This is a genomic window from Bradyrhizobium nivariense (assembly GCF_029846695.2).
Classification (GTDB): domain Bacteria; phylum Pseudomonadota; class Alphaproteobacteria; order Rhizobiales; family Xanthobacteraceae; genus Bradyrhizobium.
This window is the reverse complement of record NZ_JARWCR020000012.1, coordinates 117,271-142,277: the sequence shown is the minus strand read 5'-3', so window position 1 is coordinate 142,277 and position 25,007 is coordinate 117,271. Positions and strand designations below refer to the sequence as shown.

Here is a 25,007-nt window from a genome sequence, read left to right as displayed (position 1 = left end):
TCTCACTTGGCGTGCTCACTTGGCATGTTCACTTGGCCTATTCACTTGGCATCATGAAAGATCACACCCAGCGTGTGGCGCTGGCCGGACCTGATACGGCTGACGCCGTGGCGCAGGTTAACGCGGTAGCTGCCGCGAGTCCCCTGCACCGGGCGATGATGCACGGCAAAGGCGACCGCGTCGCCCTGCGCGAGCGGCACCACCTCGGCGCGGGACTGCATGCGCGGGCGCTGCTCGGTCAGCACGAACTCGCCGCCGGTGAAATCGCGTCCCGGCTCGGACAAGAGGATCGCGACCTGGAGCGGGAACACATGCTCGCCATAGAGATCCTGATGCAGGCAATTGAAGTCGCCGGCCTCGTATTGCAGCAGCAGCGGCGTCGGCCGCGCCTGCCCCGCCTCGTGGCAGCGCTTCAGAAACGCCGCGTGTTCGGCGGGGTAGCGGATGTCGATCCCCATCGCCTCATTCCAGCGATTCGCGACGGCCTTCAGGTGCGTGTAAAGCGCAGGGCGCAGCTGCGCGATCAGGTCGGGCAGCGGGTAGGAGAAATATTTGTACTCGCCGCGGCCAAAGCCGTGGCGGCCCATGACGATGCGGCTGCGGAAATGCGCGTCGTCAGGATAGAGGGCCGCGATGGCGCGGCACTGGTCCGTCGTCAGCAGGTTCTTCAGCACGGCGCAGCCCTGGGAATCGAGCTCGCTGGTGATTTGAGGCCAGTCGAGGGCGTCGACGCGGGCGGCGGGGTCGGCCGAGATCGAATGAGCTGATTTTCGCGCTGTTGCTGTCATGGCACTTACTCTCGCAACACGGCGCCGACGCCGCCACCCGTTTTCCGACTATCTCCCCGTCATTGCGAGGAGCCCTTGCGACAAAGCAATCCAGGCTGTCACCGCGGAACCAGTCTGAATTGCTTCGCTACGCACGCAATGACGGTCGGAGGGGACGTATCAGCCCAGCACCGGCAGCGTCACCACGTCATAGCCGTGCTTGATCGTGCGCATCAGCACGGGGTCTTCCAGCTCGAACTCGAAGCGGTCGGCGGGGCGGATACCTCCCTTGGCTGCGAATGTGCCGCCGAACATGGCGCAGCCGTCGGGGAATTCCCCGCTCTCGAAGCCGCGCGCGATGAGGTCGGCGATCGGCAGCATCGCATCCAGCGTGCCCTCCTGGTAGAGCACGCGCTCGCCCTTGATGAAGGCGTAGGAGCGCAGGATCATCCTGTCCCAATGGCCGATCACGTCCTCGAGCTCCCATAGCGTGGATGCGATCGGCTTGTCGCACATCTGCTTGGAGACCGTGACGTTGTAGGCCTCGACCTTGCGGTCGGTGTGATCGGAGCCGCAGCCGACGAAGATGCGGCCCTGCCAGCCGATCAGCAGGAACTCGACCTCGCCGCTGGAATCGCCGCCAGTGCATTCGATGCGGTCTTCCATGGTCAGCCGCCGCGCCGAGGCGCGATAATAGATCGGCGTCGAGGCCGGCCGGGCGATGCCCATGGCCTCAAGCTCGGCGATGTGCTTGTCGCGCGCGATCGTGTCGCGGCCGGTCCAGCCGGCGATGACCATCTGGTCGATCGCCAGCGTCAGCGGCGTGGTGGTGTCCTGGGCGTCGACGGTGAAAGTCAGGTCAAACACGAATTACGGCCTCCATGCCGGCAGCAAGCTCGAAAATACGACGATCGGACCCGCCCGCGCCCGCCAGCATCAGGCCGACGGGAACGTCGCCCTCGCGATGCGCAGGGACCGAGATGGCGCAGCCGTCGATCATGTTGATCAGGGTGCAATTGCGCAGCGCCCGCAGGTTTTCCCTGGTGAACGCCTTGTCGTCGGCAAGATCCGAAATCTTCGGCGGCGTGTTGGCGGTGGTCGGCAGCACCAGCGCGTCATAGGGCGCGATGCGCGCATTGACGCGGGCGATCAGCGAGCGCCGCTCGTGGAGAAGATCGATGTAGTCCGCCGCGCTCTGTGCCTCGCCGCGCATGATGCGCACGGAGACTCTGGGATCGTAGACGTCGCCCTTGGACGTGATGAGGTAGCGATGCCAGGCGTAGCTTTCGGAGGCGGCAAAGCCGCCCTTGGCGTTCATCGGGCCGATGTCGTGGAATTCGGCCATCTCGATGCGCTCGATGATGGCGCCGTGATCGGCGAGGCTCTTGAGCGCACGCTCGAACGTCTCGGCCACAGCCGCGTCGAGGTCGTCGAGCGCGATCGTGGTCGGCACCGCCAGCCGCATGCCCTTCACCGGGCGAGGCTTCAGCGGAACGATGGGCTCGTTCGCGAGCACGGCATCGAGAATGGCACAGCAACTGACCGATCGCGCCAGCGGTCCGATGCTGTCGAGCGAGAACGACAGCGGCACAGCCCCGTCGAGCGGCACGCGGCGCTGCGTCGGCTTGTAGCCGACGATGCCGTTATAGGCCGCCGGAATCCGGCAGGAGCCGCCGGTGTCGGTGCCGAGCGCACCATGCGCCATGCCGTCGAGCACCGAGACCGCGGCGCCCGAGGACGAACCGCCGGGCACGTGGCCCGCGGCCCGGTTCCAGACGCCCTTCGGCGTGCCGTAATGCGGATTGATGCCGATGCCGGAATAGGCGAACTCGGTCATGTTGGTGCGGCCGATCACGACGAAGCCGGCCTTGCGCAGCCGCGCCACCGTGGGGGCATCCTGCTCGGCCGGCGAGGAATCGTCGAGCGCGCGGGAGCCGGCGCGCGTCACCTGGCCCTTGATGTCGAAGAGATCCTTGATCGAGACCGGGATACCGGCGTAGCGCGACGGCGCCGCCTTCACCTTGCGCAAACCGTCCATCGCATCCGCCGCCGCGAGCGCGGCGTCCTTGTCGACATGGATGAAGGCACGCTGCCCCTCGCCGGCCGGATCGGCGATCCTGGCGATGCAAGCCTCGACCAGCTTGCGGGAGGTGGTGCGGCCGCTTTCGAGGTCTTCGGCAAGCTTCGCCAGCGTCGGAAAATCGGGCATGTCTGTCTCACGGAATATTTGCGTGCGCAATCTATAGCGCTGCCTCAGTTCGACACAAGCATTGTGCGCATGATGGCATGCATGCGCATTGCTGGACCGTTGACGCGCCATGGTCGATTGTCGCATCAAGATTGAAACAGGCGGGCGCGAAGCCCTGCTTTATGAAGCCCTGCCTTATCAAGATTTGCCTTTGGGAGGAGCCGCCGACATGGCCGAACCGCAGCGCGCGCGACCGAAACCGACACCGGAGACCCAGCATTTCTGGGACGGCACCAAGGCGGGCGAATTGCGTCTGCAGCGCTGCGACGCCTGCGCGCATGTCTATTTCCCGCCGCGCCCGTTCTGCCCGTCCTGCGCCTCGCGCAAGGTCAGCATCTTCAAGGCGAGCGGCAAGGGCTTTCTCTACAGCTACGTGATCAACCACCGTCCCGCCGCGCCCGGCTTCACGCCGCCCTATGCGATCGCCGTGGTCGAGCTGGCCGAGGGGCCGCGAATGATGAGCAACATCATCGACTGCCCGCAGACGCCGGAAGCGCTCGAGCTCGACATGAAGCTCGAGGTTGCCTTCGAGGCGCTCGATGACAAGATCACCCTCCCCGTGTTCCGTCCGGCGAAGGGATAGACCATGCGCAGCAACCAGGTTGCCGTCGTCGGTGCGGCCGAGACCACCGAGCTCGGAATCATTCCCAACGTGTCGCAGCTCCAGCTTCACGCCGACGCGGCGCTCAATGCGATCGCCGATGCCGGACTGAAGCTGTCGGACATCGACGGCTTCGCCACCGCGGTCGAAACGCCGCAGCAGGTCTGCCACTATCTCGGCATCAAGCCGACCTGGGTGGACGGCACCTCGGTCGGCGGCTGCTCGTTCATGCTACATGTCCGCCACGCCGCGGCGGCGATCGAGGCCGGCCTGTGCAAGACGGTGCTGATCACCCACGCCGAGAGCGGCAAGTCGATGATCGGCAAAGCGCCGCGCTCGATCCCAGCCGACAGCCTGCAAGGCCAGTTCGAGGCGCCGTTCGGCGTCTACGGCCCGCCCAGCATGTTCCCGATTCCCGTGCTGCGCTTCATGAAGACCTACGGCATCACCCACGAGCAGCTCGCCTCGGTCGCGGTGGTGCAGCGGGAATGGGCGGCGAAGAATCCGCGGGCGATGATGAAGGATCCGATCACGGTCGCAGACGTCCTCAACTCGCGCATGATCGCCTATCCGTTCCGCCTGCTGCAATGCTGCCTCGTCACTGACGGCGGCGGCGCGCTAATCCTGACCTCGGCCGATCGTGCCAAGGATTTTCGGCGCAAGCCGGTCTATGTCATGGGCACCGGCGAGAGCGTGGAGACGCCGATGGTCAGCCAGATGGAGACTTTTAATTCCTCGCGCGCGTTCAAGACCGCGGGGCCGCTGGCATTCAAGGAAGCCGGCATCGCACATAAGGACGTCGATCATCTCATGATCTATGATGCCTTTGCGCATCTGCCGCTGTTCGGCCTCGGCGACCTCGGATTCATGCCGCACGAGGAAACGGGCAAGTTCATCGCGGACGGCAACACCCGACCCGGCGGCAAGCTGCCGCTCAACACCAATGGCGGCGGCCTGTCTTATATGCATTCGGGCATGTACGGCATGTACGCGCTCCAGGAGAGCGTACGCCAGATGCGTGGCATCGCGCCGGCACAGGTCGCCAACGCGAAAATTTCGGTGTGTCACGGCGTCGGCGGCATGTTCGCCGCGTCGGGCACGATCGTGTTTACGAACGAGAGGTAATGAGCTGCTCGCCTCTCCCTCTCCCCGTTCTTACGGGGAGAGGGTTGGGGTGAGGGGCTGCTTCCACACACTCAGACTCGCGGAGAGTCCCCCTCACCCGGATCGCATCTTCGATGCGATCCGACCTCTCCCCGCAAGCGGGGCGAGGTAAGAAAACAGGAGAATGCACATGACGAAATCACTGCAAGACAAGGTCATCATCGTCACCGGCGCAGGCCGCGGCATCGGGCGGGAGATCGCGCTGCTCTGCGCGGCGGAAGGCGCCAAGGTCGTGGTCAACGACCCCGGTGGCGCCTCCGACGGCGCCGGTTCGAGCGCATCCCCCGCTGAGGAGGTGGTCGAGGAGATCAAGAAGCGCGGTGGCACCGCGGTCCCCAATTTCGAGTCGGTGGCGGAGGCGATCCCCGCGAGCAAGATCGTGAAGACCGCGACCGATCATTTCGGCCGGCTCGACGGCGTCGTCAACAATGCCGGCATTTTGCGCGACATGATCTTCCACAAGATGAGCGTGGAAGCGTTCGAGGCCGTCATCAAGGTTCACCTGATGGGCTCGTTCTACGTCTCGCACGCCGCGGCGCGGCTGTTCCGCGAGCAGGAAAGCGGCTCCTTCGTGCACTTCACCTCGACCTCCGGCCTGATCGGCAATTTCGGCCAGGCCAACTATGCCGCCGCCAAGCTCGGTATCGTCGGCCTCTCGAAGTCGATTGCGCTCGACATGGGCCGCTTCAACGTCCGTTCCAACTGCGTCTCGCCGTTCGCCTGGACCCGCATGATCGGCACCATCCCGACCGAGACCGAAGCCGAGAAGGCGCGCGTCGAGAAGATCAAGCAGATGGGACCGGAGAAGATCGCGCCGATCTGCGCCTATCTGCTCTCCGATGCCGCCAAGGACGTCTCCGGGCAGATTTTTGGCGCGCGCATGAACGAGCTGTTCCTGTTCAGCCAAAACCGTCCGCTGCGCTCGGTGCATCGGAGCGAAGGCTGGACGCCGCAATCGATCGCCGAACACGGCATGCCGGCGCTGAAGGGATCGTTCTACAAGCTCGACCGCTCCGCCGACATCTTCCCCTGGGACCCCGTGTAAGGATCCCGTCCAGCCGCGTTTCCGGCATCCCTGCCCTGCGATCTCCGGTTGTCTTGTCCGGAGATCGCCCCGCATTACGCCCGATTGCAGGCGGATGGTGCCCTCCCAACACAACTTTGGGAGGAAACCATGACAAGAATACTGACTAACTCCGATAACACGACTGCAAGCCAGCCGGGCGGCCTCGGCCGTCGCACGCTCCTCAAGGGCGCCGCAACGGTGGCCGCAACGGCCCTGCTCGCCTCGCGAACTGAGGCCCGCGACTTCGGCGCCAATGTCGAGCCGCAGCGCTATCCCGATCCTGACATCATCGCCATCGACCCCAAGCGCTTCAAGGCCAAGGTGGGCAACACCGCGATCAAGCGGCTCTACACCGGCTGCCTTTGGGCGGAAGGGCCCGCCTGGAATGCGCAAGGGCAATATCTCGTCTGGAGCGACATTCCCGCCAACCGGCAGCTTCGCTACCTCGACGACGACGGCCACATCTCCGAACAGTTCCACAAGCCGTCGAATGAAGCCAACGGCAACTCGTTCGACACCGAGGGACGCCAGATCAGCGCCGAGCGCACCCGTCTCGTTCGTTACGAGCACGACGGCTCGGTCACGACGCTGGCCGAGCAGGCTGGCGGCAAGCCGCTCAACGGGCCGAACGACATGGTGGTGCATCCCAACGACAAGGCGATCTGGTTCACCGATCCCGGCTACGGCGCGATCAGCATCTACGAGGGCAAGCTCGCCAATACCGGCTCGCTGCAGCCCTTCCAGAAGGAAGCGGTCTATCGCCTCGACACCCAGAGCGGGCAAGTCGCGAAGGTCGCGGACGAGCCGTTCAAGCCGAACGGCATCGCCTTCAGCCACGACTACAAGAAGCTTTATGTCTGCGACACCGGCATCACGCATTATCCGCAGGCCGAGAACGTGGTGTGGTCCTACGACATCGACGGGGCGAAGCTGTCGAATCCAAAGAAGCTGATCGACATGAAGCTCGAGGGCAAGTCGGGCTTTCCCGACGGATTGCGCGTCGACACCGAGGGCAACATCTGGGTCGGCGCCGGCTGGGTCGGACCCGGCTATGACGGCGTCCAGGTGTTCGCACCAAACGACGGCGCGCGCATCGGGCAGATCCTGTTGCCCGAGACCTGCGCCAACGTCTGCTTCGGCGGCAAGAAGCGCAACCGCCTGTTCATGACAGCGAGCCAGTCGCTCTATGCGGTCTACGTGGAAACGCAAGGCGCGCATTTCTGTTGAGTGATGCGAATAGTGAGTGGCGAATGGCGAATTGAATCCATTCGCTACTCGCTATTCCCTACCCCGTATTCCTCAACCCCGCCGAGATACCGTTGATGGTGAGCTGAATCCCGCGCAGCACCTGTTCGTCCGGGTTCTGCGCGCGATGCTCCTTCAAGAGCTCGACCTGCACGTGGTTGAGCGGATCGAGATAGGGGAAGCGGTGGCGCACGGAGCGCTCCAAAAGGGGATTGCCCTGCAGCAGACGGTCCTGGCCCATGATGTCCAAAAGCGTCTCGATGCAGGAATGCCATTCGCGGCGGATGCGGCCAAAGATCTTTTCGCGGAGCGCCTCGTCCGGCACGAGCTCGGCATAGCGCGAGGCGATCGCGATCGAGCTTTTGGCGAGCACCATGTCCATGTTCGACAGCAGCATGCGGAAGAACGGCCATTCCCGGTAGAGCTCTTTGAGGAACGGCATGCCCTTGTCGGGATGCTCACTGATCCATTGCTCGACCGCGCTGCCAAAGCCGTACCAGCCCGGCAACATCAGGCGGCATTGCGCCCAGGAAAACACCCAGGGGATCGCACGCAAATCCTCGATCGCCCGGGTCTTCTTGCGCGAGGCCGGGCGGCTGCCGATGTTGAGCGTCGCGATCTCGTTGATGACGGTTGACGCCCAGAAATAATCGACGAAGCCGTCGGTCTCGTAGACAAGGCCCCGATAGGCTTTGAAGGCGAGGTTCGACAGCTCGTCCATCGCGGTCAGATATTCGCGCCGCGGCGCGCTCTGGCGCGGATGCAGGAGGCTCGCCTCCAGCGTCGCCGCCGCGAGGATCTCGAGATTATTGCGGCCGACTTCGGCATTGGAATATTTCGACGAGATGATCTCGCCCTGCTCGGTGATGCGGATCTGGCCGTTCACCGCACCGCCGGGCTGGGCGATGATGGCATCATAGCTCGGACCGCCGCCGCGGCCGACAGAGCCGCCGCGGCCGTGGAACAGGCGCAGGCGCACGTGATGGCGCTCGAACACGTCGACGAGGCCGATCTCGGCCTTGTAGAGCTCCCAGCCGGAGGTGACGAAGCCGCCATCCTTGTTGCTGTCGGAATAGCCGAGCATGACCTCCTGCACGCTGCCGCGGCTGTCGACCAGACGGCGGTAATCATGCAGCGAGAGCATGCGGTCCATGATGCCGCTGGAGGCCTGCAAATCCTCGATGGTCTCGAACAGCGGCACGATGTTGATGGCGCTGCGCCCGGAGGGATGGACGAGGCCGACCTCCTTCAAGAGCACCGCGACCTCGAGCATGTCCGACATGCTCTTGCACATCGAGATGATGCATTGGGGAATGGCGTCCGAGCCGAACTTCGCATGCGCTTCCGCGGCGCCATGGAAGACATTGAGCTCGCCCATCGTCTCGTCGCTGTACTTGACGAACGGCGACACCAGCGAGCGCGTGCTGCGCAATTCGTTGGTGAGCAGGGAGATGCGCGCATCCTCGCCGAGCGCGAGATAGGACATGCCTGGGTTCGCCGCGTCCATCAGTTCGGCGATGGTGCGCTCGTGCACCGCAGAATTCTGGCGGATGTCGAGCCGCGCCAGATGGAAGCCGAAGCAGTCCACCGCGCGCCGCAGCAGCCGCAGCCGGCCGCGGGCGATGACGCGGGCACTGTTGGAGATCAGCGAGCGGTGCAGCACATCGAGATCGGCCTGCAATTCCCTGACGTTTTCGTACGGCGCGCCCTTGCCGACCGGCCGCCGCGTGATCTCGACCTGAAGCATTTCGGCCGTCGCGGTGAGGCGCGCATAGATGCCGGAGACCGCTAGGCGATAGGGCTCGCCGCTCCGGTGCGGCGAGGTGTCGGGGGAACGCTCCGCAAGCTTGCGCAGCTCCTCGGAGACGTCAGCGAGATGGGCCGCGATCGACAGTTCGGAGCCGAGCACGTGCAGCTCATTGAGATAGAATTGCATCACCCGGCTCGACTGCAGCCGCAGCGTGCCGCGCATCACGTCGGCGGTGACGAAGGGATTGCCGTCGCGGTCGCCGCCGATCCAGCTTCCCATGCGCAGGAACGAGGCGAGCTCGCTGGCCGCCTGCTCGCCGCCCTCCTCCAGCCGGTCCTCCAGCGCGTTGACCAGCCGCGGCACCTCGCGGAGAAAAGTGTAATCGTAGAACGACAAGCCGTTGGCGACCTCGTCGAGCACGGTGAGCTTGGTCCGGCGCAACAGATTTGTCTGCCACAGCGTCAGCACCTCGCGGCGGAGCTGCTCGTCGCTGGCGGCGACTTCGTCCGCCGTCAGCGCGACGCGCTCGCGGCGATCGAGCAGGCTAGCAACTTCCATCTCGCGGTCCATGGTGCTTTTGCGGCGGACTTCGGTCGGATGCGCGGTCAGGACCGGGCTGACCAGCGCGGTCTTGAAGAAGTTGCGCAGGGCATCGGCACCGATGCCCGCCGCCCTGGCGTGGGCGAGCGTCTCGGCCAGCACGCCGGAGCCGCCCCCCTTGCCGGCGCGCATCTGGCGGATGTTGTTCTGATCCTCGGCGATGTTGGCGAGGTGGGAGAAATAGCTGAAGGCACGGACGATCCGCACCGTCTCCGAGGTCGACATGCTGTCGAGGATCTGCTCGAGCTCGCGGCGGGCGAGCCGGTCCTCATCGCGGTGGAATCGGATCGAGGTCTGCCTGATGCGCTCGACCAGGTCGAACAATTCGGCGCCCTCCTGGTCGCGCACGGTGTCGCCCAGGATGCGCCCGAGCAGGCGAATGTCGTCGCGCAGCTGCGCATCTGCCTCCAGCGCCTGGACGTCCTCGGGACGGTTGGGACGTTGGTCTGCGGTATCGGATGGTAATGTCTGGAGGGACATTGGCTCGCTCCCCTGGTTTGAGCTCGCTTGGCTGCCCGGCTCAACCGAGTGTGCAAGTTTTTTGCCGCAGCGCAAGGTGAAGTTGGGGGCGATGCGGCAACATCATGGATCATCGGCGGGAATGCGCCCGGCCGACGGGCGCGCACACAGGTTTGCGGTCTCGCGGCGCGGGGCGCCCGAGCTTTGCTGTCCGTTTCGCCCTCGTCGAGAAGAAAGGGCGCAGGGAAGGCCGGGCGCCGGCTGGCACCCAGGGTCCGCACGCGAGAAACGCACGCGGGGCTGACCACAGGTGATGCCGGAACATCCCGGCCTTCCCTGCGCAATGGTTTTACGGCTTATGGCGCGCTCTCCCCGGGGAGCGATGCACTATTGCCCCCGTCGCCTTGCGGATGATCGATGCGCGCACCCGGTCGGGCAGCTCACACCACCGCAAGCCTTGACGCACAGACCCCGGGCGTCAGGACCACACGCTTTTGCCGTCCGCGGACGTCCCTCCCCGGACATTCGGAAGCTCGCGCGTGCTCGCCACCGAAGCCGAAAAGAACCGCTGTGACCGCGCCGGGTCGTTCGCGCGGATCGTGATGGCTCACAGGCGTAGCCCGCCCTGCCACCTCGTCACGCGCCGGCGCTGCCGCGTCCATCGCATCCCGGCTCACGTATCGTGACGATCGCGAAACGCCCTTTTTAGCGGGCCGGGATGTCTTGCGGTTTACCCGAAGCGATGAATTCGGTCAATCAGAATATTTGCGGACCTATGCCTTGACCTCCATGTGGCGTGTTTTGCCTGTCGCGCAACGCGAGGAATTGTGTGCGAAGGGCGCCTGAGCGCGGTCAGTTCTGGCACTGTTAGGGCAATGAAGCCGATAGTCTGCAAGTCTACCTTTGGGCAGAAGCGGACTGAGCCGCGATGTTTGCGGTAGGTCAGCTATGGGCCAAAGGACTAAACCGCTCGCGCCGTAGGTCACTGCGGCGGGCGGCGGCGCACAAATCCCCATAGCCCACGCCGCGCCACCTACGTGCCCACTCCCGCGGTTTCCTTGTATGGAGCTTTTTTTGTCAAGGAGTTCGCCAGGGCAGCAAATCTTTTGTCCTTCGTCAGTTTCTTTGTTCGATCTCAAAGCCCGTTTCTTCGTCCCGACCCGCGTTCGCTGACGTCGTCGCGCGCAGGAGCTGTCAAGGTTGGCCGCCACCCCAACCTTGCGGCATGCTCCGAGCTTGCCAGGCCATACCTTGACAGCTTCGAGCACGACGGCACGCTTGATGCGATCGGGATGACGATCAGAGGGGAGCCCGCTTTCGGGCGCGGATCAGTCGCGCCACAACCTTGTATCCGGTGGGTCCAGGGACCCGAACCATGATGCAGTCATACGCATCGGCAGCGAAGCTCCGAAGCGGCGGACCCATTCTCCCTTTCGGCATTGAATGCCAAGGAAACACGTCGGGACTCCGCCACCTCGAACCGTCATCGGCGACCCGTCACCAGCGGACGGACCGGGCCGAAACTGTTGGGTGTCCTTCAGTGACCTCGGTTCATTATGCCGGCCGCAGAACGACACCGTCCGGCACCACACCCTCCCGCACGAGACGCCACAGGGCGATCAGTAGCTTGCGCGCCAAGGCCACGATCATGGTCTTGCGAGTGCCGCGGGCGCTCTCGGTGCGGGCTCGAAACCACTGCGCCAAGGTGCTGTCCTTCTGGAACATGAGAAATCGCCACGCCAATTGGATCATGCCTCGTCGAACCCGAGCGTTGCCAGAACGGGTCAGCCCTTTCTCCCGGCGTCTTCTGCCGCTCTCGTCGGGCGAGCCCGTCAGGCCGGCATAACGCGCTACAGCCCGTCGGTCGCGCATGCTTCGCGACAGTACCTCCTGCACCAGCATGTCGGCCGTCTCGACACCAACCCCGATCACGCGCGCCAGCAGGTGCACCATTGCGTGTGGTCCATCACCGGGCGCTTGCTTGAGACGCTCCAGGCGAGCGTCCTCGATCTGCCGGATCTGATCACTAACGAGCCGCCGGCGCACCATGTCGCGACGCAGCTCAGCCAGGGTGTTGGGCGGGATCGGTTCGCCCTCGGGGGTGCGCAAGCCGTCAAGGCGTTCGGCGGCCTTCTTCAGCTTGGGATTGAAGCCGCGGATGCCGAGCCGGATCAACGCTGCTTTCATTCGGTTGACGATCCGACTTTGCTCTCCGACGAGGCTCTCGTGCTCGCGGTTGGGCCGCTTGGCATCTTCGTCCTTGATTGTCGGGATTGCGACCATCTTGCAGTGATTGCGCTCGCCTCGCAACCAGCCGAGAAAGCTGCGTTTGAGCAGCTCGGTGTCGAGACGATCGGTCTTGGCGCGCCGGTGCTCGCGCGATACCGCTACGCTCGATGTGTGAATGACATGGGCCTCGATGTCGTGCGCCCTGAGCCAGCGTGCCAGCCAGAAACCGTCACGGCCGGCCTCGAAAGCCACCGCGGTGCGTTCGATCCGATGTCCAGCTTTCTCCGCCTCTTCTCGCCAGCGATTGAGCAGCTTCAGCAAGGCATTCTCGTCGACCTCGAGCTTCTTTAACGGCTGGCGCTCGACGCCAGGCACGATGCCTGCAACGAGCCAACTCGACAGACTCATTTCGATCACTGCGATCAACGTGCCGTCCGGCTGGAGGGGGCTCAGGGACCGGCTCAGATCGTTCAAATTCTGCATAGGGTGCTCCATCGGTTCACATCAGCGACGATGGATGCAATATCCTCGCCGCCGCCCCATAGCATCTCCCTTGGAGGTTTGCGGACGCCGGCCCGGTGTGCGCGGCGCCGGCTTCATGGGGCCGGCATCCGAAAACCTTCACAGAAGGCGAAATCGACTCACCATTTGGCGTGTGTCAGCTACGGCGCCAACAACAGACATGTCCGCTTTCATTCGATCACCTTGTCTGCGCGGGCGAGCAATGTTGGCGGGATGACGATGCCGAAGGCTTTCGCCGTCTTCACATTGACCGCTAGTTCGAACTCGGTCGGCTGCTCCACCGGCAGGTCGGCAGGCTTCGCGCCCTTGAGAATCCGATCAATGAAATAGGCAGTCCGGCGCACGCGCTTGTCCAGATCCACGCCCAGACTGGCAAGCGCGCCGGCCTTGGGGAAGGTTGGATAGTCAGAGATGACGGGGATGCCGGACTTCAAGCCGAGCTGCGCCAGCTCTTCCGCATGGCCGCTGAAGAAGGGTTGCACGACCAGCGCCTCCGCGCCTTCCGCCTTCAGGCTCAAAAACAGGGTCTCGTCGAGCTGATCAGGCCGGTCGATCGACCGGACAACCAGTTTCATGCCGATCTTGTCGGCCGCCGCCCTGCTCTCATGGACGAAGCTGGTCGCGCCGGGACTGGGCGCAAAGCTCAGAAAGGCGACCGTTCGGATACCAGGTACGAGTTCGCGCAACAATTCGAGCCGCTTGCCCGCGAGGTCGGGTCCAGACATCGACACGCCGGTCACGTTACCACCTGGACGCGAGAGGCTATGCACCAGCTTCGCCTGCACTGGATCGGAGGCGATCATGACCAGGGGAATGCTTTGTGTCATTTCCATCGTGAGCTGCACCGTCGCCGTCGTCCACGGAACGATGATGTCGACTTCCTTATCGATCAGCCTCCTGAGAATGTCGCGGGTGCGCTGTTTGTCGCCGTTGGTGAAGTAAGACTCGAGCTCGATCGTCTTGCCCTCCACGTAGCCGAGCTTTCTTTAATTCTTCCCGAATGCCCTCGACATCGGCAGCGAGCGCCGCGGCATGCAGGCTTATCACCGCGATGCGGGGGACTTTGTCCCCAGCGGCGGCCAGCATCGAACTCGGTATGGCCACCACCACGGCCCCAGCGCCAACTGTTCGTAACATCTTGCGTCGGTTCATTTGCTTAACTCATCGGCCCCGGTGAAAGAACTTTCGATTGTGAGCCCCAGTCGTTCCTCGAGGTCTCATCAGCTCTGCCTCAGCCAACGTCCGCATCGTAGCGGATCGAATCTCTGGTGAGCAAGTAATCAGTCCGCTTTCAGGCAATGCATCAGTCCCAGCACGCGTAGGATGGGTTGAGCCCTTGCGAAACCCATCATGCTTCGTCATCGGCGGACGGATTGATGGGTTTCGCTGGCGCTCTACCCATCCTACGAGCTGAGCAAGCGCCTCGTCCTTCGAGACGACCGCTTCGCGGTCTCCTCAGGATGAGGCTGAGCTGCGCCGGGTTTCGTTGAAACTGCAGCCGCGTGTTCCGCCCTCATCCTGAGGGCCCGCCAAGGGCGGGCGTCTCGAAGGATGTGCCGCGGGGAAGCTACCTCAAATGCGATTGCACGCGTAGATGGGTTGAGCCCTCGCGAAACCCATCATGCTTCGTCATCGGCGGACGGATTGATGGGTTTCGCTGACGCTCTACCCATCCTTGAGTTCGCCCTAGGCCGGCACGATCACCTTGCCGATCGGCCAGAGCGCGATGCCTGCGAGCTTCAGATGCGCCCAGGCGAAGGGGATGCCGATGATGGTCACCGCCAGCACTAGCGCGGTCACGAGATGGCCGAGCGCCAGCCACCAGCCGGCCAGCACGAACCAGATGATGTTGCCGATCACCCCGAGCGGGCCAGTGCCGATGTCACTCATGCCCGTCACCTCGTAGCGGCTGACCGCCTTCGAGCCGAACGGCAGTAGCGTGTAGACGGCGATGTTGAACGCCGCCCGCGCCCAGGGCAGGCCGATGATGGTGACGGCCATGATGACCGCGGCGACCAGCCAGCCGAGCGCCATCCAGGCGCCGCCGATGAGAATCCAGAGCAGGTTGAGCAGGATGGAAACGGGAGCCATGGGACGATCCGTGAGACGGTGATCCCGTCTGTATAGCACGATGAGCGAGGTTGCGGTCCATGAAACCGCTCACGTATTCGCGTGCTCGTGTAGCCCGGATGAGCGAAGCGACATCCGGGTCTTACTAGTTGCTATCCCGGGTATCGCTTCGCTCACCCGATCTACGCACCGTCAGATCTTCCGTCCCGCGTGCTCCCAATAGGGATCGCGCAGGCGGCGCTTGAAGATCTTGCCGGAATCTTCGCGCGGCAGCGCGGCGCGGATCTCGATGTGCTTTGGTACTTTGTAGTCGGCGAGTGACGCCTTCAGCCGCGTACGAATATCGCCGGCGTCGAGCGTGATGCCCGCCTGCGGCTCGACTACCGCCATCAGCGCTTCGCCGAACTCTGAATCGGGGATGCCGAACACCGCGCAATCATGCACGCCGGGCACGGCGTGCAGCACCGATTCGATCTCGGCCGGGTAGATGTTGACGCCGCCCGATATCACCATGTCGCGCTTGCGGTCGCAGATGAAGACGTAGCCCTCTTCATCGATATAGCCGACATCGCCCGAGGTGATGAAACCGTCGCGATCGATCTCGGCGCGCTTCTCCGGCTTGTTGTGGTAGGTGAAATCGGCCATCCCGGCCATGCGCGAGTAGATCTCGCCGATCTCGCCCACGCCCAGCACGTTTCCGTCCTCACCAATGAAGCGCAGCTCGGCGCCGGGCGAAATCCTGCCGACGGTGCCGGGCTTTCTCAGCGCGTCCTCGGAGGTCGCGAAGGTGACGGCGCTGGATTCGGTCGAGCCGTAGAATTCGTAGATCACCGGCCCCCACCACTCGATCATGGCGCGCTTGACGTCCGCCGGACAGGGTGCTGCGGCGTGGATGATGTGGCGGAGCGAGGAAACGTCGTATTGCTTGCGCACGTTCTCCGGCAGCTTCATCAAGCGGATGAACATGGTCGGCACCATGAAGATGGTGTCGATTTTGTAGCGAGCGATCAGCTCGAGAAATTGTTCGGGCTCGAAGCGCGGCATCAGCACCAGCGCGCCGCCGAGCTTGCCGGCGCGGATGCCGAACGAGTTCGGCGCGGAGTGATAGAGCGGGCCCGGCAGGATCGCGCGGGCACCCGGCTTCAGCCCATAGATCATCGCGCGCATGCGTTCGCCGGCGGCCGCCTGCGCCGGCGTCGGCGCATTGCGCCGTACGCCCTTGGGATGGCCTGTTGTCCCCGAGGTGTAGATCATGTTCATGGGCTGCGGCACGATCGGTCCATCATAGGGCGGGTGCTGCGCAAGCCAGGATTCGAAATCGATCGCGAAATCCGGCGTCTTCAGATGATCGGGATCAATCTTGTAGCTGGACAGGATCTCCGGCGGCGTCGGCACGCTGAGCACGGTGACGCTCTTCGGAATGGCGTCGCGCAAGGCATGCAGCATGTCGGCATGCCCGATCAGCACGGAGGTGCCGGTATCCTCCAGGATGTAGGTGATCTCCTCCGGCTTGAAGTGCCAGTTGATCGGCACGCCATAGGCGCCCAGCCGCATCGCGGCGTAGGCGGCCTCCAGGAAGGCGATGTCGTTGCGCATCAGCACGCAGACGCAATCGCCCTGCCTGACGCCGATCTTGCCGAGGCCGCTCGCGATGCGGTCGGCGCGGCCGGCGACCTCGGCATGGGAACGGCGGCGCCCGCCGGAGACGATGCCGAGGAATTCTGACGTTTCGCTCATTTGTTTTTCTTTTTTGTTTGAAGATGCCCCTCATGGTAAGGAGGCGCAAAGCGCCGTCTCGAACCATGAGAGCCCGTGGCCCATCCCTCGAGACGCCGCTTCGCGGCTCCTCGGGATGAGGTCTGTCTCAGTCCGCAAACTTAGGCGCGCGCTTCTCAAGATTGGCACGCACCGCCTCGGTCTGGTTGGCGCTGCCGATCAGCTTCTGCTGCTCGATGGACTCGGCGAGCAGTGCGGGGCCCGGATCGACCGAGAGGTTGTTGAGCAGGCGCTTGGCGGCGCGGACCGCATCGGGGCTCTTGCCCGCGATCTCACGCGCGACTTCGAGCGCGGCAGCGCGCGGGTCATCGCAGATGCGCGTGGCGAGACCGTAAGCCATCGCCTCCTGCGCGGAGAAGATGCGGCCGGTGTAAGTGAGATCGCGCAAAATGTCGTCGCGCACGAGCGAGGCCAGGATCGGCGTGCCCGCCATGTCGGGCACCAGACCCCATTTGATTTCCATCACCGACATCCGCGCGTCCGGCGTGAGGAAGCGCATGTCCGCGCCGAGCGCGAGCTGGAAGCCGCCGCCGAAGGCAACGCCCTGGATCGCCGCGATCACGGGGACCGGAAGCTGACGCCAGCCCCAAACCGCGGCTTGCGGAAAATTCGCCTGGCCGTGCGTGCGCGCCGTGAGGTCGCGATTTTCGCCACCCGGAATTCCGTTGCCGCCCTTCTCCTTCATGGCGGCAAAACGCCCCATGTCGAGGCCGGCACAGAAGGCGCGGCCCTCGCCGGACAGCACGACAACGCGCACGCTCCTGTCCTTCGAAAGCCGGTCGGTTGCGGCCACAAGGGCCTCGAACATGGCTTGATCGAGCGCATTCATCTTGTCCGCGCGTACCAGCCGCACGTCGGCGACGCCTTCCGAGATCGAGATCGAGACGCGCTCTTCCATGGATGAATTCTCCCTAGTTCTTGCCTGTTCTTGACCGGTTGCCGCTTTACAGGAAGACGGCGGCCGGATTTAGTCAATCGACCAATTAACTGACAATCGCTACAGGGGAAACAGCCATGTTCAAGGAAAATCTTCTGGCGGGCCGGCGCATCCTGGTAACCGGCGGCGGGACGGGTCTCGGCAAGTCGATGGCGGCACGCTTCCTTCAGCTCGGCGCCGAGGTGCACATCTGCGGCCGGCGCAAGATCGTCTGCGACGAGACCGCGACCGAGCTGATGGATCAGTATGGCGGCCGCGTCGCCAGCCACGGTGTCGACATCCGCAACGCGCTCGCGGTCGAGGAGATGGTCGAGAATATCTTTCGCGATGGCCCCCTCACCGATCTCATCAACAACGCCGCCGGCAATTTCATCTCGCGCAGCGAAGAGCTGTCGCCGCGCGGCTTCGACGCCGTCGCCAACATCGTCATGCACGGCACATTCTATGTGACGCATGCGGTCGGCAAGCGCTGGATCGCTTTGAAGCAGCCCGGCAATGTCGTCTCGATCACCACGACCTGGGTACGCAACGGCTCGCCCTACGTCGTGCCGTCGGCGATGAGCAAGTCGGCCATCCACGCCATGACAATGTCGCTTGCGACCGAATGGGGCCGATACGGCATCCGCCTCAACACGATCGCGCCGGGTGAGATCCCGACCGAGGGCATGAGCAAGCGGATCAAGCCGGGCGACGAGGCCGGCGCGCGCACCAAGGCGATGAATCCGATGGGCCGCGTCGGCACCATGGAGGAGCTGCAGAACGTCGCCGTGTTCCTGATCTCCGGCGGCTGCGACTGGATCTCCGGCGAGACCATCGCCATGGACGGCGCCCAGGCGCTCGCCATGGGCGGCAATTTCTACCAGCTCCGCGACTGGAGCGACGACGACTGGACCAAGGCACGGGACTCGATCAAGGCGCAGAACGAAAAGGATCGGGCGAAGCGGGGGTGACGCTCTCTCCGTAGTCGTCCTGGCGAAAGCCAGGACCCATTACCACCGAGTGTTTTTTGGCGAAGATTGGCCATGACCAGTCTTCGCCAAATTGCGTTTTGTGGCTATGGGTCCTGGCTTTCGCCAGGACGACGATGCTGAAGCCGTGGCGCCCTCCTCCCCCCGTATTGTCTTTACCCGCGGATGACGCCACACTCCGCGCCGCAAAAACAAGACGTCACGGGAGAAACATGCCCACCACACAGCCATTGGCTGACCTCGCCGACATGGTGCGCGAGCGCGCGACGAGTCGCGGCAATGCCACCGTTTATGAGTTCGAGGGCCGCGTCACCAGCTTTGCCGAGTTCGACGTCAGGACCAATCGCGTCGCCAATGCGCTGATTGCGATGGGCGTGAACAAGGGCGAGCGCATCGCCTACCTCGGCAAGAACAGCGATATCTATTTCGAACTGCTGATGGGCGCCATGAAGGCCGGCGTGGTGATGGCGCCGGTGAACTGGCGGCTCGCGGGACCCGAGATCGCCTTCATCGTCGCCGATTGCAGGGCGCCGGTGCTGTTCGTGGGGCCGGAGTTCATCACGCAGGTCCGCCAGATCAAGGACCAGTTGCCAGGCGTGCGCAGCGTCATCACCACCGAGGGCGGCGCACCGGAATGGCCTGACTTTGCGGCGTGGCGCGATGCACAGAGTGGCGACGATCCCAAGGTGCCGATCGACACCAGGGACATCGCGATCCAGCTCTATACATCGGGCACGACAGGCAAACCGAAGGGCGCGATGCTGTCGCATGCGAACTTCCTCAATTTGGTGCAGACCGGCAATGCCGAGGACAAGCCCGAGTGGAACCGGTGGTCGACCGATGATGTGTCGCTGGTCGCGATGCCGATCTTCCACATCGGCGGCTCCGGGTGGGGCGTCATGGGGCTCTATCACGGTGCGCGCGGCGTGATTACGCGCGAGTTCGATCCGACCAAGGTGCTGGATTTCTTCGAGCTATCAGGCATCACAAAGCTGTTCATGGTGCCGGCGGCGATGCAATTCGTGGTGCGGCAGCCGCGCGCCAAGACGGTCGATTTCTCGCGGCTGAAATACATGCTGTACGGCGCCTCGCCCATCCCGGCGGCGCTGCTGAAGGAATGCATCGAAATCTTCAAATGCGGCTTCGTGCAGATGTACGGCATGACCGAGACCACCGGCACCATCGTCGCGCTGCCGCCGGAAGATCACGTCGAGGGACTGGAGCGGATGCGCTCGGCCGGCAAGGCACTGCCGGGCGTCGAGATCGCGATCCTGGATGCGGACGGCAGGCCACTGCCGCCGCGACAAGTCGGCGAGATCGCGACGCGTTCGGGCTCCAACATGGCGGGATACTGGAACTTGCCAGAGGCGACTGCCGCGACGCTTCGCAGCGACGGCTGGCTGCGCACCGGTGACGCCGGTTACATGGACGAGGATGGCTATCTCTACATCCACGATCGCATCAAGGACATGATCATCTCCGGCGGCGAAAACATCTACCCGGCCGAGGTCGAGAGCGCACTGTGCGATCATCCTGACGTCGCGGAGGCTGCCGTGATCGGCGTACCCGACGACAAATGGGGCGAGGCGGTGAAGGCCGTCGTGGTGATGAAGCCTGGCAAGCAGGCGACCGCCACCGACATCATCAACTTCACCCGCGAGCGCATCGCCGGGTTCAAGACGCCGAAGAGCGTGGAGTTCCTGCCGGCCCTGCCGCGCAATCCGTCAGGCAAGATCTTGCGGCGGCAGCTGAGGGAGCCCTACTGGGCGGGGAAGGATCGGCGGGTGAATTAGGCCCGCTATATCCACATTGTCGTCCTGGACAAGCGAAGCGCCGATCCAGGACCCATTACCCCAGGGAGTGGTTTGGCGAAGACTCGTGGTGACCTGCCTGCATCATAACTCCTCCCTGGGGTAATGGGTCCTGGCTTTCGCCAGGACGACGTGGAGAGATAGCTCGCAATGACGGCTAATGCTTCCCCGGCCCCATGTACCCGAACAAAAATCCCGCCACCTTCCGGATCTGGATTTCCTCGCTGCCCTCGGTGATGCGGTAGCGGCGGTGGTGGCGGTAGATGTGCTCGAACGGCTTGTGGCGTGAATAGCCCATGCCGCCGTGGACCTGCATGGCGCGATCGGCGGATTCGCAAGCGAGACGGTTTGCCCAGTAGTTGCACATCGAGACCCTGTCGGAGAGCGTGCGCTCGATCTGCTCCTCGGTGAGCTTGTCCATCTCCCAGGCGGTCTTGCGGATCAGAAGCCGCAACATCTCGGCCTGCGTCGCGAGCTCGACCAGCGGAAACTGGATCGCCTGGTTCTCGGCCAGCGCCCTGCCGAACGGCTTTCGCTCGCGCGCATACTTGACGCTCTCGTTGATGCAATAGACGGCGGCGCCGAGCGAGCTCGCCGCCTGGCGGATACGGTTCTGGTGCACGAAGCACTGCGCCAGCGACAGGCCACGGCCGACCTCGCCGAACAGCGCATCCTCCGGCACGAAAACATCGGTGAAGCTCACGCGGGGATGATCGGTCGGCATGTTGAAGGTCCACATGTACTCCTCGATCTTCACGCCATGGCTCTTGGCCGGCACCAGGAAGCAGGTGATGCCGCGCGCATCGCCGTCATTGCCGCTAGTGCGTGCGAACAGCGCGCAGTGGGTGGCGACATGCATGCCGGTGGTCCACATCTTCTCGCCGTTGATGATCCAGCCCTTGACGTTGTCGCGGGTCGCCGGCACCGCGCGCGTTTCCATATGGGTCGCATCCGAGCCGTGATGCGGCTCGGTCAAACCAAAGGTGATGCGGTACTTGCCCTTGATCGAGCCGTCGATCATCGCCTTCTGGTCGTCGCGTCCGTAGCGGTCGAGCATGGTGGCGACGGGGAAGTTGCCGACGATGGAATGCTCGTTCTGGAGGTCGTTGTGCAAGCCGAGGCCCTTGGCGGCAAAGTGCTCGCGGATCACGGCCATCCAGAGGTTCGAGCCATCCTTGCCGCCATATTGCTTCGGCACCGGAAAGCGCAGATGGCCGGCGGCATCCGCCAGATCCTTTGCCTTGCGCAGCAGCGCTTCCCATTCATGCCGCGGCAGGCCGTCATTCTCGAAATCGGTGCGCGCCCATTCGCGGCGATGGTCGAAAAAGCGGATGTTGTCGTCGGCCGCCTCCAGCGGCTTGATCTCGCGCTCGATGAAACGATCGAGCTCTGCGAGATAGGCGACGAGATCGGCAGGCAGTGAGAAATCCACGGTTCTCTCCCGGATGATTTTTCGTTTTGCGTTAAGGCGCTATACGCGCTTCTGCTTCTCACGATTAAGGTGAGAAGAGCTCGCGCAAGTCAAGCAATGCGAGGCGTGTGAGAGGCGCAAGGCGCGCCCGCGCAATTCGATGGTGTCGCGGCGCTGACGCGCGCTAGTATGGCTGCAATATTCCTTCAGGAGAGAACGCGGGAGCGACCATGGAGCTGAAATTTTCAAAGGTGGAACGCAAGGGGCCGATCACGATCGTCACGCTGTCGCGGCCCGAGGTCTACAACGCGCTGCACACCGATGCGCATTTCGAGCTTCAAAAGGTGTTTGACGATTTCTCCGCCGATCCCGAGCAGTGGATCGCGATCGTCACTGGTAGCGGCGACAAGGCGTTCTGCGCCGGCAACGATCTGAAGTGGCAGGCGGCCGGCGGCAAGCGCGGCTGGGACAAGGGCGGCTTTGCCGGCCTCACCGCGCGCTTCGACTGCGACAAGCCGATCATCGCCGCGGTCAACGGCGTCGCGATGGGCGGCGGTTTCGAGATCGCACTGGCCTGCGATCTCATCATTGCCTCGGAGAACGCGACCTTCGCGTTGCCCGAGCCCCGCGTCGGTCTCGCAGCCCTCGCCGGCGGCCTGCACCGGCTGCCGCGCCAGATCGGGTTGAAGCGCGCCATGGGCATGATCCTCACCGCACGCCATGTCGGCGCCAAGGAAGGTCTCGAACTCGGCTTCGTCAACGAGGTGGTGCCGCAGGGCGAGGCGCTCACGGCCGCGCTGCGCTGGGCCGAGATGATCACCAAGAACTCGCCGATGTCGATCCGGGCCTCGAAGCAGGCGATCCAGAAGGGCCTCGGCGTTTCACTGGAGCAGGCGATCGAGCAGCAGCGGGAGTATCCGGCAGTGAAGGCAATGGCGGACTCGCAGGACTACATCGAGGGCCCGAAGGCGTTTGCGGAGAAGCGGCCGCCGAAGTGGATGGGGAAGTAGGACGTCTCCCGCCGTCATTCCGGGGCGCGCGCCCGCATCACCGCTGTCATGCCCCGGCTTGACCGGGGCATCCAGTACGCCGCGGCTTATCCGTATCCTTCCGCGGTCTCTGGGATACTGGATCGCCCGCCTTCGCGGGCGATGACTCAGAGTGGGGTTACCTAACCGCCGTCTCGCGACAGCTCCCGCTTGTACGACGCGTAGTTCGGCTGGTCGACCGCGAGCTTGTCCATCGTGGTCTGCCAGAGATGCTCGGAGAGGCCTGGCGTTGCGAGATCGACCTCGCCCTTGGCGATGCGCTCGGCGAGCGCGCGGTTGAGATCGGTCACCGAGCCGTCCATGCCGAGCAGCGCACGCAGGCGCTCGAGTTCCGCAGCATCGCTCCCTTCTTCCCGCGTCAACTGCCGTGTCACGAGATCGAGGATGTTGACGGCGACGCGCAGCTTGAAGGCCTGGTGGCCGGAGATCAGCGGCGCGATATCGTTGCGGAGGAAATCGGCGACCGTCCTGGTCAACTCGATCGGGGTCGGTTCGTCCTGCATGGTCAGCTTCCCCGCGGCGCGAGCAGCCGCAACAGATCGATTTCGGCCTCGGAGGCGCGGCGGCCGATCATGGCACGTTCCATCGAATGATCCGGCCCCTCGCGAAAGCGCTGCATCATGCCACCGCACATGATACCCCAGCGCAGCGTGCCCATCACTTCCCAGAATTTTACACGCGATGGATCGACTTTGCCCCCCGCGGCCTCATACCCCGCAAACAAGTCCTCGCGAGAGCCGAATCCGCCGACGGGCTTGTCGATCTCGCCAAACCGCCAGGAGTTGACGCAGACCCAGCCCAGATCCTCCATGGGATCGCCGAGATGGGCGAGCTCCCAGTCCAGCACGGCGCGCACGCCGTCGGCGCCGATGATGAGATTGCCGTTACGGAAATCGCCGTGCACCAGCGTCGTCTCGGCGGCGGGGCCCGGGTCGCGGTCGCGCAGCCAGCGCAACGCCAGCTCGAACACCGGCTTGGGCCAGTCCAGGCTGCGATAGTCGCGCTCGAAATCGCCGATCTCCTTCGCTGCCGTCATGTGGCGCAGCTCGGGCAGCTTGTCCAGCGGCAGCCTGTGCAGGCCCGCAAGCACCCCGCCGATTTGCCGCGCGAGATGCGGCCGCGCCGCCGCGAATTCATCATCGCGAAGAATCTTGCGCGCGATGGTCTCGCCCTCGACCCGCTGCATGATGAAGCCGGTGCCGAGATCGTCGTCCGGCACCAGCACATGCATGACGCGCGGCGACGGCACGCCGGCCTCATAGGCGAGCTGCATCAGCTGCGCTTCGGCGGCAAGACCCGCCGCGCGCGTCGGCGCCGCGCCATAGCCCTGCGGCGAGCGGCGCAGGATCGCGCCGATCGCGCCGTCGGGATGCGCGATGTCGAAGCGCCAGGTTTCCTGACTGGCGCCACCGGACAGCCTTGCCACGCCAGCGACACCGGTCGCGCCCGGGCACCAGCGCTGAGCGCTGCGGGAGAGTTCGGCCTCGATCATTTGCCTTTGAACTGCGCCGGGCGCTTCTCCAGGAACGCACCGACGCCTTCACGAAAGTCCTGCGTGTCGCCGGCACGGAGCTGGCACTGGAATTCGAGATTGAGCTGATCCTCGAACGAGTTTTCAGGGCTGTCCCAGTAGAGCTTGCGGATCAGCGACAGCGCGACAGTCGGGCCGCTGGCGAGTTCGCGCGCGAGCTTCATCGCTTCCTCCATCAGCACGCCGTCATCGTAGACGCGGTTGACGAGGCCCCATTCCAGCGCCTTCTCGGCCGGGAGCCGCTCGCCCATCAGCGACAATTCGATCGAGCGTGCCTTGCCGATCAGGCGCGGCAAGAGCCAGGTCGAGCCGCAATCCGGCACGAGGCCGATACGGCGGAAGGCTTGCAGGAAATAGGACGAGCGCGCGCACAGGATCATGTCGCCGAGCAGCGCGAAGCTCATGCCGGCGCCGGCCGCCGGGCCGTTGACCGCGGTCACGATCGGGCAATGCAGATTGCGGATGCGGCGCAGGAAGGGATGGAAGCCGGTCTCGAGCGTCAGGCCGGCCTTGGTCTTCTTCGACTGGTTGTTGCGGCCCTGGAGGTTCGCGCCGGTGCAGAACGCCCGCCCCGCGCCCGTCAGCACGACGCAGCGCACCTCGTCCTTCTTCTCCTCGATCGCGTCGAGCGCTTCCGCGAGGCCGCCCAGCATGTCGATGGAGACCGCGTTCATCACCTCCTGATGGTCGAGCTTGAGGATCGCGACCGAACCATCGAGATCGAGCGTGACGTGTTTGAACTGCATGGTTTCCTCGTGAGTTGCGGCCTGTGTCAGTTTCGCAGACCGGAATTGCTTGCCGGG

At 64.2% G+C, this 25,007-nt stretch carries 20 protein-coding genes; 7 read left to right on the top strand and 13 right to left on the bottom strand.

Annotated features, from left to right (window positions below):
• Positions 1–41 precede the first annotated feature (41 nt).
• The 3 genes from QCM77_RS12835 to QCM77_RS12825 all read right to left on the bottom strand — a co-directional run bounded on the left by QCM77_RS12835 (position 42) and on the right by QCM77_RS12825 (position 2,976).
• Positions 42–788 (bottom strand): 2OG-Fe(II) oxygenase, encoded by a 747-nt coding sequence (locus tag QCM77_RS12835; RefSeq protein ID WP_279669033.1) that lies wholly within the window; start codon positions 786–788, stop codon positions 42–44.
• Positions 789–947: 159 nt separating this feature from the next.
• Positions 948–1,634, bottom strand: coding sequence for a DUF2848 domain-containing protein (locus QCM77_RS12830; RefSeq protein WP_279669032.1), 687 nt, complete (start codon positions 1,632–1,634; stop codon positions 948–950).
• The gene (locus QCM77_RS12825; RefSeq protein WP_279669031.1) at positions 1,627–2,976 is read right to left on the bottom strand and encodes an amidase; all 1,350 of its coding nucleotides are present in this window, start codon (positions 2,974–2,976) and stop codon (positions 1,627–1,629) included. Before QCM77_RS12825 ends, QCM77_RS12830 begins: the two co-directional genes overlap by 8 nt.
• A 208-nt stretch (positions 2,977–3,184) precedes the next feature.
• Between QCM77_RS12825 and QCM77_RS12820 the strand changes: the two genes are divergently transcribed.
• From QCM77_RS12820 to QCM77_RS12805, 4 genes are all read left to right on the top strand, one after another.
• A complete protein-coding gene (locus QCM77_RS12820) occupies positions 3,185–3,598 on the top strand; it encodes a Zn-ribbon domain-containing OB-fold protein (protein WP_027568974.1) in 414 nt (137 codons plus the stop codon).
• Between the two features lie 3 nt (positions 3,599–3,601).
• A complete protein-coding gene (locus tag QCM77_RS12815) occupies positions 3,602–4,741 on the top strand; it encodes a thiolase C-terminal domain-containing protein (protein ID WP_279669030.1) in 1,140 nt (379 codons plus the stop codon).
• Between the two features lie 169 nt (positions 4,742–4,910).
• On the top strand, positions 4,911–5,825 hold the full coding sequence (locus QCM77_RS12810; protein ID WP_279669029.1) for an SDR family oxidoreductase: 915 nt from the start codon (positions 4,911–4,913) through the stop codon (positions 5,823–5,825).
• A gap of 129 nt (positions 5,826–5,954) precedes the next feature.
• Complete coding sequence (locus tag QCM77_RS12805; protein ID WP_279669028.1) at positions 5,955–7,073, top strand: SMP-30/gluconolactonase/LRE family protein; 1,119 nt, start codon at positions 5,955–5,957, stop codon at positions 7,071–7,073.
• A gap of 58 nt (positions 7,074–7,131) precedes the next feature.
• On the opposite strand, the gene ppc is transcribed toward QCM77_RS12805, so the two are convergent.
• From ppc to QCM77_RS12775, 6 genes are all read right to left on the bottom strand, one after another.
• Positions 7,132–9,921 (bottom strand): phosphoenolpyruvate carboxylase, encoded by a 2,790-nt coding sequence (gene ppc / locus QCM77_RS12800; RefSeq protein ID WP_279683854.1) that lies wholly within the window; start codon positions 9,919–9,921, stop codon positions 7,132–7,134.
• Positions 9,922–11,454: 1,533 nt separating this feature from the next.
• Positions 11,455–12,612, bottom strand: coding sequence for an IS110 family RNA-guided transposase (locus QCM77_RS12795; RefSeq protein WP_279683852.1), 1,158 nt, complete (start codon positions 12,610–12,612; stop codon positions 11,455–11,457).
• Positions 12,613–12,821: 209 nt separating this feature from the next.
• Positions 12,822–13,622, bottom strand: a complete 801-nt coding sequence (locus tag QCM77_RS12790; RefSeq protein WP_279669025.1) for an ABC transporter substrate-binding protein — start codon at positions 13,620–13,622, stop codon at positions 12,822–12,824.
• Positions 13,623–14,337: 715 nt separating this feature from the next.
• Positions 14,338–14,742: a YccF domain-containing protein gene (locus tag QCM77_RS12785; RefSeq protein WP_279665540.1), complete on the bottom strand. Its 405-nt coding sequence runs from the start codon at positions 14,740–14,742 to the stop codon at positions 14,338–14,340.
• A gap of 171 nt (positions 14,743–14,913) precedes the next feature.
• Positions 14,914–16,458, bottom strand: a complete 1,545-nt coding sequence (locus tag QCM77_RS12780; protein WP_279665538.1) for an acyl-CoA synthetase — start codon at positions 16,456–16,458, stop codon at positions 14,914–14,916.
• A 127-nt stretch (positions 16,459–16,585) separates the two neighbouring features.
• Complete coding sequence (locus QCM77_RS12775; protein ID WP_279683850.1) at positions 16,586–17,395, bottom strand: crotonase/enoyl-CoA hydratase family protein; 810 nt, start codon at positions 17,393–17,395, stop codon at positions 16,586–16,588.
• A 116-nt stretch (positions 17,396–17,511) separates the two neighbouring features.
• Here QCM77_RS12775 and QCM77_RS12770 point away from each other — a divergent pair, with 116 nt between their 5' ends.
• Complete coding sequence (locus QCM77_RS12770) at positions 17,512–18,384, top strand: SDR family oxidoreductase (RefSeq protein WP_279665535.1); 873 nt, start codon at positions 17,512–17,514, stop codon at positions 18,382–18,384.
• A gap of 230 nt (positions 18,385–18,614) precedes the next feature.
• The gene (locus QCM77_RS12765) at positions 18,615–20,195 is read left to right on the top strand and encodes a fatty acid--CoA ligase (protein WP_279665534.1); all 1,581 of its coding nucleotides are present in this window, start codon (positions 18,615–18,617) and stop codon (positions 20,193–20,195) included.
• A gap of 175 nt (positions 20,196–20,370) precedes the next feature.
• Here QCM77_RS12765 and QCM77_RS12760 read toward each other — a convergent pair whose 3' ends face one another.
• Positions 20,371–21,645, bottom strand: coding sequence for an acyl-CoA dehydrogenase family protein (locus QCM77_RS12760; RefSeq protein WP_279665533.1), 1,275 nt, complete (start codon positions 21,643–21,645; stop codon positions 20,371–20,373).
• A gap of 209 nt (positions 21,646–21,854) precedes the next feature.
• Between QCM77_RS12760 and QCM77_RS12755 the strand changes: the two genes are divergently transcribed.
• Positions 21,855–22,634, top strand: coding sequence for an enoyl-CoA hydratase-related protein (locus QCM77_RS12755; protein ID WP_279665532.1), 780 nt, complete (start codon positions 21,855–21,857; stop codon positions 22,632–22,634).
• A 161-nt stretch (positions 22,635–22,795) separates the two neighbouring features.
• Here QCM77_RS12755 and QCM77_RS12750 read toward each other — a convergent pair whose 3' ends face one another.
• Genes QCM77_RS12750 through QCM77_RS12740 form a run of 3 tightly spaced genes read right to left on the bottom strand, consistent with a single transcriptional unit; the run spans position 22,796 to position 24,950 of the window.
• On the bottom strand, positions 22,796–23,176 hold the full coding sequence (locus tag QCM77_RS12750) for a DUF6285 domain-containing protein (protein WP_279665531.1): 381 nt from the start codon (positions 23,174–23,176) through the stop codon (positions 22,796–22,798).
• 2 nt (positions 23,177–23,178) lie between these two features.
• Positions 23,179–24,165: a phosphotransferase family protein gene (locus QCM77_RS12745; RefSeq protein WP_279665530.1), complete on the bottom strand. Its 987-nt coding sequence runs from the start codon at positions 24,163–24,165 to the stop codon at positions 23,179–23,181.
• On the bottom strand, positions 24,162–24,950 hold the full coding sequence (locus tag QCM77_RS12740; RefSeq protein ID WP_279665529.1) for an enoyl-CoA hydratase/isomerase: 789 nt from the start codon (positions 24,948–24,950) through the stop codon (positions 24,162–24,164). The genes QCM77_RS12745 and QCM77_RS12740 overlap by 4 nt, the downstream gene beginning before the upstream one ends.
• Between the last annotated feature and the right edge of the window lie 57 nt (positions 24,951–25,007).